This is a genomic window from Microbispora sp. H10830 (assembly GCF_014161375.1).
GTDB classification, from domain to species: domain Bacteria; phylum Actinomycetota; class Actinomycetes; order Streptosporangiales; family Streptosporangiaceae; genus Microbispora; species Microbispora catharanthi.
This window is the reverse complement of sequence record NZ_JABBWX010000037.1, coordinates 1-11,007: the sequence shown is the minus strand read 5'-3', so window position 1 is coordinate 11,007 and position 11,007 is coordinate 1. Positions and strand designations below refer to the sequence as shown.

The following is an 11,007-nucleotide window of genomic DNA, read 5'->3' as shown; positions in this document are numbered from 1 at the left end:
ACTTCAGCACGTACTGGCCGTTGGCCGGGCGGGTCAGGAAGATGTAGTAGGCGCCGCCTCGCTTGTACATCCGCGACCCTTCCAGGGTGCCCACGCTGGAGGGGGTGGAGAACACCTGCTGGCTGCGAACTTCGGTCTTTCCGTCGGCCGACAGCTGGGCCACGCTGATGTTGGTGTTGCCGTAGGAGACGTACATCGTGTCGTTGTCGTCGATGAGCAGCCCGGCGTCGTAGTAGCACTTGTTGATCGTGGTGTGCCGGTTCCAGGGACCCTCGACGGAGGTGGCGGTGTAGATGTAGGTCTTGCTGAAGTCGATGCAGCCGCCCCAGTAGAAGGTCTTGTTGCTCTTGCGGTAGTTCAGGAACGACGCCCAGACCCCGTTGACGTAGGCCCGCCCGCCGTTCAGGTCGTACTTCGATCCGAAGTCCAGCTTGGGCACCGAGTGCCCGGCGTACTCCCAGTTGACCAGGTCGTAGGAGCGCAGGATCGGCGCGCCGGGCGAGTAGTGCATCGTGGAGGCCGAGTAGTAGTAGGTGTCGTCCACCCGGAAGACGTCGATGTCGGCCAGGTCCTCCCACAACACCGGGTTGGAATAGGTCGACGACGGCGGCCACGGCCCGTTCGTCGGACTCGCCGACGGCGACGCCGACGGACTGGACGAGGGCGACGGCGACGGACTGGGCGAGGGCGACGACGAGGGATCGGAGACGCTCCCGACGGGGACAAGCTGCCACTGCTGGTTGTTGCCGCCCCAGTCGGAGTACTGCACGATCTTGCCGCCGTCCGCGGTGGAGGCGTTCTGGACCTCCACGGCCTTGCCGCTGTTGCGGTTGATCAGCCGGACGTAGCCGCCGGAGGAGTCGGCGAGGCTGAACTGCTGATTGGTGCCGTTGTGGTCGGTCCACTGCACGACGTCGGCGGCGTCGGCGGTGGAGAAGTTGTACACGTCGAGCACCTTGCCCGAGTGGCGCGACTGCAGGCGGTAGTAGCCGCCGCCGGAGTCGACGAACCGCCACTGCTGGTTGTTCGCGTTGGTGCGGCTCCACTGCACGAGCGACCCGCCGTCGGCGGTGGAGAAGTTGGAGACGTCGAGGGCCTTGCCGCTGTTGCGGTTGACCAGGACATACCAGGTGTTGGTGTCGGCGGTCGCCGCTGAGGCCGGCGCCACCCAGGCGACGGCGGTAGCGAGAACGGTCGCAAGCGCCGCCAGAAGACATGCGAAGACGGTGGCCGGCGCCCGTCGCCGGACACTCGTCGCGCGGACGGAGGGTTGCATCTTCTCTCCTTCGAAGAGCGGAGACACGGCTGGGGGGTGAAGACACCCGCGGTGTGGTACGTGGACTCACGCCGGCGCGGGGCACGAGGGCGTTCGCCGCCGGGGGAAGGTCACGGGGTCGGCAGGTCCGCGGGGAAGGCTGATGTGGTCGCCGCCCGAGCCCGGTTTGCGGCCCTGGCAGAGGCACCGAATCGTGCAGGGCCGACGGTGAGGTCTGGCCGACGGTGGTGCGGACCGTCTCACCGTGGCTGATCTCGTCGGTCCACGGGTCACCGGGACGGTCGGGTCGCTCGCCCCGGCGAACGGGTGCACTGCCCGCCGACGGCGCCCACGACACGGCGATTCCGGTGGAGGTCCGCGATCGGAGACACCGTCGGTCACCCGGCCGATCCGGCGATCAGCGGATACCGGTTGTCCCCCTGCAGCTCGCAGGCGTTGCCCGCCTCGAACGCGTCGCCGGGACTCGTGGCGCTGGGAGCATCGACCGGCCCGCGGCCCTTCCGGCAGCCGCTTGTCGCTCATGGACAACGCGGACAGTGCGTATCGGCCCGGAAGGTCACGCACCGGTGGCCTGCATATGAAATGTTAGCGCTAACAAATCCGCGTACCAGTGCCCCTCTCCCATCGGCGGCTTGTCGTGGTGGTGTAGCGGATCAAACAGGACGCCATAAGCCGTGTCAACGCTCGGTTCTCTCGCCGTCCGGGCCCTCATGTAGACCGGATGCGGCTCACCTGCCTCTCCCGTGGATGCGAGAACACCGTCCAGAGTCCGGACGCACGAAACTTTCATTCCAACCCCGCCCGCCACCGGGAGCCGCTGCGGAGCAAGCAGAAAACTTACGGACGACATTCCTCTCATCTGCCAGGGCATATATGGCAAACGCCCCGGAAGTACGTCGAAACTTACCGGAAACGCCCTTGACATGTTTCGGGATGATTTCCAGACTGACTCCCCGAGGCGGCTCCTCCTGCCGGGGTCGGTGGTGGACGGCAGGGGCCGCAGTTTCGACGCGACGACGGACCGCGTGCTGTTCCCGCGGGCGTCTATCCGCGTTCCCTCATTGATTTCGCAGTGGAGGCTCAGGCATGGGCGAAAACCCCTTATCCGCCGACGGAGGACGGCGACCGCTCGCCGGCACCCGCCGGCTGCTGGCCGTCGGCACCCGCCGGCTACTGGTCGCCGGCGCCCTCGGCGCCCTCGGCACGGTCACCGCACTCGCGGCGTCCGTCCCCGCCGGCGCCGCCGCCGGCACGCTGGGCGCGGCCGCCGCCCAGAGCGGCCGTTACTTCGGCACCGCGATCGCGGCCGGCCACATGAACGACTCGACCTACGTGGCGACCTGGGACCGGGAGTTCAACGCCGTCACCGCCGAGAACGAGATGAAGTGGGGGCCGATCGAGCCCTCCCGCAACTCCTTCAACTGGAGCTCCGCCGACCAGATCGTCAACCACGCGCTGAGCAAGGGCATGAAGGTCCGCGGTCACACGCTGGTGTGGCACGCCCAGCTGCCCAGCTGGGTCAACAGCGGCATGTCCGCCAGCGACCTGCGCTCGGCGATGACCAACCACATCACCCAGGTCATGAACCACTACAAGGGCAAGGTTTTCGCCTGGGACGTGGTCAACGAGGCGTTCGCCGACGGCGGCGCGGTCGGCACGCTACGCGACTCGATCTTCACCCAGAAGCTCGGCAACGGCTTCATCGAGGAGGCCTTCCGCGCCGCGCGGGCCGCCGACCCGAACGTCAAGCTGTGCTACAACGACTACAACATCGACAACGCCACCGCCGCCAAGACGCAGGGCGTCTACAACATGGTCAAGGACTTCAAGGCGCGCGGCGTGCCGATCGACTGCGTGGGCCTGCAGTCGCACTTCGGCAACCCTCCGTCGAACTACCAGCAGAACATCGCCCAGTTCGCCGCGCTCGGCGTCGACGTGCAGATCACCGAGCTCGACGTCGGCGGCTCCGGCTCGACCCAGGCCGACGCCTACCGCCGCGTCACCCAGGCATGCATGGCCGTGCCCCGCTGCACCGGCATCACCGTGTGGGGCATCACCGACAAGTACTCCTGGCGCAGCGGTGACACCCCACTGCTGTTCGACGGCAACTACAACAAGAAGCAGGCGTACACGGCCGTCCTCGACGCCCTCAACGGCGGGACCTCCAGTTCTCCCCCGCCCACCGGAAGCGGGACCGCCATCAAGGGCGTGGGATCGGGCCGGTGCGTGGACGTCACCGACGTCTCGCAGGCCAACGGCGCGCAAGTGGAGATCTGGGACTGCAACGGGCAGAGCAACCAGCAGTGGACGCAGACAAGTGCCGGTGAGCTGCGGGTCTACGGCGGCAAGTGCCTGGACGTCAACGGCGCCGGCACCGCCGACGGCACCAGCGTGATCATCTGGGACTGCAACGGGCAGAACAACCAGAAGTGGCGGTTCAACGCTGACGGCACCATCACCGCGGTCGGCGCGAACAAGTGCCTCGATGTCACCGGCGGCGGCACCGCCAACGGCACCAAACTCCAGATCTACTCCTGCTGGGGCGGCACCAACCAGCAGTGGACCCGAGTGTGACACCACCCCTCACCGGGGCGGCCCCAGCGTGGCCGCCCCGGTTGGGCCGCGGGGCTCGCCGACGCGACCTGGGCATCGTTCCGCTCGTACAACCATCCCATCCGTGACACCGTCGCCGGCCTCGACGCACCCGAGTCCGGGCGGCCCCCCACGGTGCGGTTCTCCGTGCCCAGAGCGACCGCTCCCCCGGTGAGCGACCACCACGCGAAGGCGCGGATCGGCACCGACAGCCAAGAGGAGAAGACATGACGCAGGATCAGAACGGGCCCGCGAGCAGCGAGCGGAGATTGCTGAGCCGGAGATCCGTCCTGGCGACGATGGGAGCGTTGCCGGTCATCACGGCCGCGACGTCGGTCCTGGGGGCCTCGGAGGCCGCGGCGGCCACCGCGAGCATCAATCCGTCGGCGCAGCGGCAGACGATCAAGGGCTTCGGCGGCATGACCCACGCCGCCTGGGCCGGCGACCTGACAGCCGCCCAGCGGGACACGGCGTTCGGCACCGGCGACGGCAAGCTGGGGTTCTCCATCCTGCGGATCCCCGTCGGCGAGAACCAGTCGGACTGGAGCCGTGACCTGGCGACGGCGAAGCGCGCGGTCGAGCTCGGGGCGACCGTCTTCGCCTCGCCGTGGAATCCCCCGGCCAGCATGACCGAGACCTTCACCCGCGGCAGCCAGACCAACGCGAAACGCCTCAAGTACAGCTCGTACGCCGCCTACGCCCAGCACCTGAACGACTTCACCACCTACATGCGCAACAACGGGGTGAACCTGTACGCCATCTCGGTGCAGAACGAGCCCGACTACGCGTCCACCTGGACCTGGTGGACCGCCACCGAGATCGTGAACTTCCTGAAGCAGAACGCGTCGGTCATCGGCACCAGGGTCATGGCGCCCGAGTCCTTCCAGTACATCAAGAGCATGTCGGACCCGATCCTCAACGACTCCACGGCGCTCGCCAACGTGGACATCATCGGGGCGCACCTCTACGGCACGCCGTACTCGAACTTCCCCTACCCCCTCTTCCAGCAGAAGGGCGCGGGCAAAGAACTCTGGATGACCGAGGTCTACTACCCCAACAGCACCGACTCGGCGGACACCTGGCCGCAGGCGCTCGACGTGGGCGAGCACATGCACCGCGCCATGGTGGAGGCCGAGTTCCAGGCGTACGTCTGGTGGTACATCCGGCGCAGCTACGGCCCCATGCGGGAAGACGGCCAGATCAGCAAGCGCGGCGCCATCATGGCGCAGTTCGCCAGGTTCGTCCGCCCCGGATACGTGCGGATCGACGCGACGGCGAATCCCGCGTCGAACGTCTACGTCTCGGCGTACCGGAGTGGCAACACCGTCGTCATCGTCGCCATCAACAAGGGGACCTCCGCGGTGAGCCAGCAGTTCACCGTGGCGGGCGCCGGCTCGGCCGCCGTCTCGTCCTGGGTGACCGACGCGAGCAGGAACGTCGCGTCCCAGGCGGCGACCAGCATGTCGAACGGCTCCCTCACCGTCACGCTTCCCGCTCGCAGCATGACGACCTTCGTGACCAGCCTGAGCGGCGGCTCCTCGCCCAGCCCGTCGCCCATCCTGTCGCCGAGCCCGTCGCCCAGCGCCTCGCCCAGCGCCTCGCCCAGCGGCGGCACCGGGACCGGGCCCCGGGTCGCCTACACCATGAACAGCTGGAACAACGGCTTCACCGCGAGCATCAGCATCACCAACACCGGAACCTCGACGATCGACGGCTGGACGCTGGCCTTCACCCTGCCCTCCGGCCAGTCCATCACCTCGGGCTGGAACGCCACCTACTCGCCCTCCAGCGGCCAGGTGAGCGCCCGCAACGTCAGCTACAACGGCACGATCGCGCCCGGGGCCACCGTCGACATCGGCTTCCAGGCCACCCACACCGGCAACACCGCCGAACCGACCGCCTTCACCCTCAACGGCGTTCCCTGCACCGTGGTCTGATCAGCACGTGGTCTGATCGGCAACCGAGACAACCCGTGAAGCCGACCGGCGAGAACCCGGCCGCGCCCTGGACCCGATGGCCCAGGGCGCGGCTTCCTCTCCGTGCGAGATCACCCCAGTGCGAGGCGGAGCAGCAGGTCCTTGACCTGGTCCAGGCCGTGCGCCTTCTTCCCGCTCTCGTCGAGCACCTCGGCGACGCCGGGCAGGGACGCGCAGAGTTCGGCGACGCCGGCGCGTCGGCGGGGTCGGGAACGTAGACGTGCGCCACCTGGTGGTCGGCGACGGCGAACGCGCGCGAGGTCCACGGGTCGAGATACTCCATGCCGTCCTGGGTGTAGACACGCAGGAGCCCTTCCGCACGGATCGTCCGGTTGACGTCGACGGGGCGTGAGACGTCGGTGATGCCGTACTCCGACACGCAGACGACGGTCCTGCCCTGCGCCGCCAGGCCGACGAGGCGATGCCGCTCCCGGGCCCCAGTAGCTGAACAGGGGGAAGGTGCCCAGCGCCGCGGTGAGCTCGTCGTGCAGCTCCGGGGGGTGGGTATAGCAGTCGGCCTCCTTACGCCCGTCGGCGTGATAGATCGGCCGGGGGGTGACTGCAGTAGCTCAGGTGCAGCGGGGTTCCTCCCGGGTGGCGTAGCCGCATCAGCCGCCGCCGCGCTTGATGGAGCTGCCGGCGAAGGTGGGCTGGTCCGCCCCGGCTCCGGCGCCGGTCAGGTCGAGGCGCCCGGACTGGCTGTAGAACTCCACCGGGTTGCGCCACAGCACCCGGTCGACGTCGTCCTCGGTGAATCCGGCGGCCAGCATCGCCGTTCCGGTCTCCAGCGTGAGCAGCGGGTCGGAGACGCCCCAGTCGGCGGCGGAGTTGACCAGCATCCGCTCCGGGCCGTACCGCTTGAGGATCTCCACCATGCGGGGCGGCGACATCTTCGTCTCGGGGTAGATGGAAAAGCCCATCCAGCATCCGGAGTCGCGCACGATGCCGACCGTGACCTCGTTGAGGTGGTCGACGGCGACCCGCTCGGGCGCGATCCCCGAGGCGGCGACGACCTCCAGAGTGCGCCGGGTGCCGGTGGCCTTGTCGCGGTGGGGGGTGTGGACGAGCGCCGGCAGGTCGTGCTCGACGGCGAGGGCGAGCTGCCGCTCGAAGACGTCGTCCTCCTCCGGGGTGATCGAGTCGTAGCCGATCTCTCCGACCGCGACGACACGGTCCTTGTCCAGGTAACGCGGCAGCAGGTCGAGCACGGGGCGGCAGCGCGGGTCGTTCGCCTCCTTGGGGTTCAGCGCGATCGTCGCGTGGTGCACGATGCCGAACTGGGCGGCCCGGTACGGCTCCCAGCCGATCAGCGAGTCGAAGTAGTCGGTGAACGAGCCGGGGCTGGTGCGGGGCTGCCCCAGCCAGAAGGCCGGCTCCACGACGGCCCGGACGCCGGCGGCGGCCATCCGGGCGTAGTCGTCGGTGGTGCGCGACGTCATGTGGATGTGCGGGTCGAAGATGCGCATCAGGACTCCTCACGGGTCAGACGGCCGAGCAGGGCGGCGGCGTCGGCGGGCATGGGGCGTCCCGCGGCCGCGCGCTCGTCGGCGAAGGCGGCCAGCATGGCCGCCAGCTCACGGTCGGCCCGCTCGTCCAGCCCGTCGACCGCGGTCAGCGGCACTCCCGTGAACACGCACTTGAGCACCGCCTGCCGCCAGGCGGCCTGGTCGAGGTGGCGGGCGTACGGCCCGAGGGCGGCGGCCAGCAGACGGGCGTCGTTCGTGCGGATCGCGTCGTGCAGCAGGGGCAGTCCCGCCGAGCCGACGGCGATCACCGGCAGGGCCTTGAGCACGGCCCGCTTCTCGTCGGCGTCGCCGTAGCGGTAGAGGTCGCCGATCTCGGCCTCCGCCCGGTCCGCCGGCAGCGCGGCCAGCAGCAGCGCCCGGGCGGCCTCGTCCGCGGTCCAGCCGGGCACGCCGGGCAGGGGTGTGCGCCCGGCCCGCCGTCCGGCCTGGGTGAAGGACCTGCCGATCGTCTCGGGTCGCTCGCTCGCCGCGGTGAGCGCGGCGTCCACCCATCCCTCTCGCGGTGTCTCCCGCAGCGCGGCCCGCAGCGGCTCCAATCGCGTCATGCCGTTCTCCCTTCGCCGTCACGCCTCGACGCCTGCTCGGCTGCGCGCAGGAATTCGATCGAACGCCGGGCCACGGCGGGCGCGGCATGGCAGTGACGGGGAAGCTCGACCGCGACCAGGCCCCGATAGCCGGCGTCGGTGAGCGCGCGCAACACCGGCGGGAAGTCGATCTCCCCTTCGCCGAACTCCAGATGTTCGTGCACGCCCCGTCGCATGTCGTCGATCTGGACGTTGACCAGGTGCCCGGCCACGGCTGCGACGCAGCCGGGCACCGGTTCGGGCTCGTTGCAGCGGCAGTGCCCGATGTCCAAGGTGATGCCGAAGCCGTCCGGAGACCCGAGCGCCTCGTGCAGCCTGCGCCAGCCGGCGATCGTCTCGACGAGCATCCCCGGCTCGGGTTCGAATCCCAGCGTCACACCGGTGCACCGCGCGGCGTCGAGAACACGCCCGCAGCCGTCGACCAGCCGGTTCCAGGCGGCGGCCTGGTCGATCCCGGCCGGGCGTATGCCTGACCAGAACGACACCGCCTCGGCGCCGAGGTCCGCGCCGATCGCGACGGCGCGGCGAAGGAAGTCCACCCGCCGGTCCCGGTCGTCGTCCAGCAATGTCGGGGCGTGCTTGCGTCGTGCATCGAGCAGGTAACGCGCACCGGTCTCGACGACCACCGCCAGATCGAGGTCGCGCAGCTTGTCGGCGACCTCCGTCACGCGCCGTCCCAGCCCGTCGGCGTACGGGTCGAGATGGCAGTGGTCGAGCGTCAGGGCCACTCCCTCGTAACCGAGGCCGGCGATGACGTCGAGGGCGTCCGGCAACCGGTGATTGGCGAAGCCGTTGGTGCCGTAGCCGAACCTCATGTCGCGGAGATCTTCCTGACCAGGCGTCGGGCCAGCGGAATCGCCGCCGCGAGGGCGAGGCCGGCGCGGGGGGCGCCGCCGCGCGCGGCGAGGGCGCCCTGGAGGGCCGGCAGGCTGACGATGCCCGCGCTGACCGCGTCACGGACCCGCTGCGCGGAGGGGTCGGCGACGGCGTGCGCCTGGGGGAAGCCGAACTGCGCGGCGTAGCAGCCGGCGAGGGCCGGCTGCGCCGGTCCCCCGGCACCACGGGCGGTGACGGCGGCGAGCGTGACGGTGCCTGCCAGGGTCGCGGCGGGCAGCCGCGGGTCCGCCCCCGACACCTCTGCGTGCGAGAGCGCGGTGAGCAGGTACGTGTGGGCGGCGATGGTGAGAGCGGAAGGCAGCGCGGCGGTGCGGGAGCCGCCGGTGGCACCCAGCAGCACGTCGAGGCCGCGGCACAGCGCCATCGTCAGGGGACCGGCGGGTGTGCCCTTGGCCGCCACGTCGTACGCCCAGACGGCGGCGGCCAAGGGTGCGGCGACCGCCAGGGCACGCCGGCCGCCCGCCAGCCCGGCCACGGTGAGCCCGGCGACGGTGAGCCCCGCCGCCGTGCCGAGGGCCGCCTCGGCCGGCACGCGCCCCGAGGGGATGGGACGCTCCGGGCGCTCGATCGCGTCGAGATGCCGGTCGGCCCAGTCGTTGGCCGCCATCCCCGCCCAGTACAGGAGGACCGAGGAGCAGGCCAGGCCGATGGTGCGGCGGCCGAGCGCCCCACCGGCGGCCGCCCCGGCGACCACGTCGCCGGGCACGGACAGCGCGGCCGGCGCACGGACCAGCTCGATCAGATCGCGGAGCGCCGTCATCGCGTCGTCATCGCCCCGTCTCCCGGGAGCCGAGCGCGTCCACGGCGGCCCGCAGCGCCTGCCACTGCTCGGGCAGCGCGTGGGGCACCTCTCCGAGAGGGTCCTTGAAGAAGAAGGCCAGTTCGGTGAGCGGACCGGTGCGCCCGGCCCGGTGGGCGGCCGCCGTCAGCCGTGCCAGGTCCAGGACCAACGGCGCGGCCAGCGCCGAGTCGCAGCCGTGCCAGGTGAACTCCATGCGCATGCGGGTTCCGAGGAAGCCTTCGAAGGAGATCAGGTCCCACGCGGTCTTGAAGTCGTCGAGGTCCTCGACGAAGTCGATCCGGGTGTCGCCCTGCGGGACGTAACCGAGCGTCTCGTGCAGCACGCGCTGTTTGCTGGCGGACTTGGCCGCGTTGGCCGCCGGCTCGGCGAGGTTCGCGCCGTCGCCGCCGCCCAGCAGGTTGACGCCGGACCAGGTGCGCACCTTCAGGTTGCGCAGGGCGAACATCGGGGCGAGCACCGACTTGACCAGGGTCTCGCCGGTTTTGCCGTCGTGGCCCCCGTACGGGAGCCCTTGCCTGCGGGCCAGGGCGTCGAGGGCGGGCAGGCGGGCGCCGGTGGAGGGCGTGAAGTCGACGTACGGGCAGCCCGCTCGCAGGGCGGCGTAGGCGGCCAGGGCGCTGGGCGGCAGGACGGGCTCCGGCCCGTCCAGCGCGGCCCCCAGCGCGTCGAGATCGGCGTGGGCGGGATGGAGTCGCGGCGCCGGTTCCGTGGTCGAGACGTTGATCACGACGACGCGGTCCAGATCGTGCCGCCGGCGGAAACGGTCCAGGTCGGCGCCGATGGCGTCCGCGACCCCGGCTTGGGTGTCGCGGACCGGCAGGGGAAGCACGTCCTGCTCGATCTCGAGCAGCGCGTCCTGCACGGCCCCGGCGAGCCGAGCCGGAACGATTCCCGCCTCGGCCAGCGCGGCGGCCTTCTTGACCAGAGGGATCGAGGAGATGTCGTGGCCGCCGAAGACCAGGTCCCCTATCGCGGGGAGGGCGTCGCTGTGCAGCTCGGGCGACTCCAGGACGCATCCGGTCGGTTCGGCCAGGCCCGCCCGCACCGCCGACGCCCCGAGCATGCTGGTGACCGCGACCGATCCTCGTGCTCCGATGAGCCATACTCCGGTTCTCATCTGTCTCCTCTCCCCGATCGGTTGCCGGGACGGTGGGGGTGCTGCTCACGGCGGGTCGGATCCGGCGGGCGGCGGCCACCGTGCGGCCGCCGCCCGGCGTGATGTGTCATTCGGAGGAGAAGGCGGCGTCGAAGGCTGCGGCCGGTGGGGTGATGGCGTTGAGCGAGCGGATGTAGGCGAGGGATTCCGGCGCGCCGTGCAGCCGGTCCATGCCCGCGTCCTCCCACTCGATGGAGA

The 11,007-nt window shown here is 70.4% G+C and carries 8 protein-coding genes and 2 pseudogenes; 2 read left to right on the top strand and 8 right to left on the bottom strand.

Going from position 1 to position 11,007, the window contains the following annotated elements; all coding sequences use genetic code 11:
- Window positions 1-1,276 (bottom strand): RICIN domain-containing protein (locus HHX35_RS42125; protein ID WP_182904206.1); only part of this gene is annotated, 1,276 nt, incomplete at its 3' end.
- Between the two features lie 1,086 nt (window positions 1,277-2,362).
- Between HHX35_RS42125 and HHX35_RS42120 the strand changes: the two genes are divergently transcribed.
- Complete coding sequence (locus tag HHX35_RS42120; protein ID WP_182904205.1) at window positions 2,363-3,850, top strand: endo-1,4-beta-xylanase; 1,488 nt, start codon at window positions 2,363-2,365, stop codon at window positions 3,848-3,850.
- A gap of 245 nt (window positions 3,851-4,095) precedes the next feature.
- Entirely contained in the window at window positions 4,096-5,805 is a 1,710-nt protein-coding gene (locus tag HHX35_RS42115; protein WP_182904204.1) for a cellulose binding domain-containing protein, read from the top strand.
- A 140-nt stretch (window positions 5,806-5,945) separates the two neighbouring features.
- On the opposite strand, the pseudogene HHX35_RS44400 reads toward HHX35_RS42115, so the two are convergent.
- The 7 genes and pseudogenes from HHX35_RS44400 to HHX35_RS44395 all read right to left on the bottom strand — a co-directional run.
- Window positions 5,946-6,404: pseudogene (locus HHX35_RS44400) on the bottom strand (alkaline phosphatase family protein); the annotation flags it as partial.
- Window positions 6,405-6,452: 48 nt separating this feature from the next.
- On the bottom strand, window positions 6,453-7,310 hold the full coding sequence (locus HHX35_RS42105) for a TatD family hydrolase (protein ID WP_182904202.1): 858 nt from the start codon (window positions 7,308-7,310) through the stop codon (window positions 6,453-6,455).
- Window positions 7,310-7,915 (bottom strand): EboA domain-containing protein, encoded by a 606-nt coding sequence (locus HHX35_RS42100; protein WP_182904201.1) that lies wholly within the window; start codon window positions 7,913-7,915, stop codon window positions 7,310-7,312. The genes HHX35_RS42105 and HHX35_RS42100 overlap by 1 nt, the downstream gene beginning before the upstream one ends.
- On the bottom strand, window positions 7,912-8,769 hold the full coding sequence (locus tag HHX35_RS42095; protein ID WP_182904200.1) for a sugar phosphate isomerase/epimerase: 858 nt from the start codon (window positions 8,767-8,769) through the stop codon (window positions 7,912-7,914). Before HHX35_RS42095 ends, HHX35_RS42100 begins: the two co-directional genes overlap by 4 nt.
- On the bottom strand, window positions 8,766-9,611 hold the full coding sequence (locus HHX35_RS42090) for an SCO3242 family prenyltransferase (RefSeq protein WP_182904199.1): 846 nt from the start codon (window positions 9,609-9,611) through the stop codon (window positions 8,766-8,768). The genes HHX35_RS42095 and HHX35_RS42090 overlap by 4 nt, the downstream gene beginning before the upstream one ends.
- A 7-nt stretch (window positions 9,612-9,618) precedes the next feature.
- Complete coding sequence (locus HHX35_RS42085) at window positions 9,619-10,770, bottom strand: inositol-3-phosphate synthase (RefSeq protein ID WP_182904198.1); 1,152 nt, start codon at window positions 10,768-10,770, stop codon at window positions 9,619-9,621.
- A gap of 106 nt (window positions 10,771-10,876) precedes the next feature.
- Window positions 10,877-11,007: pseudogene (locus tag HHX35_RS44395) on the bottom strand (sugar phosphate isomerase/epimerase); the annotation flags it as partial.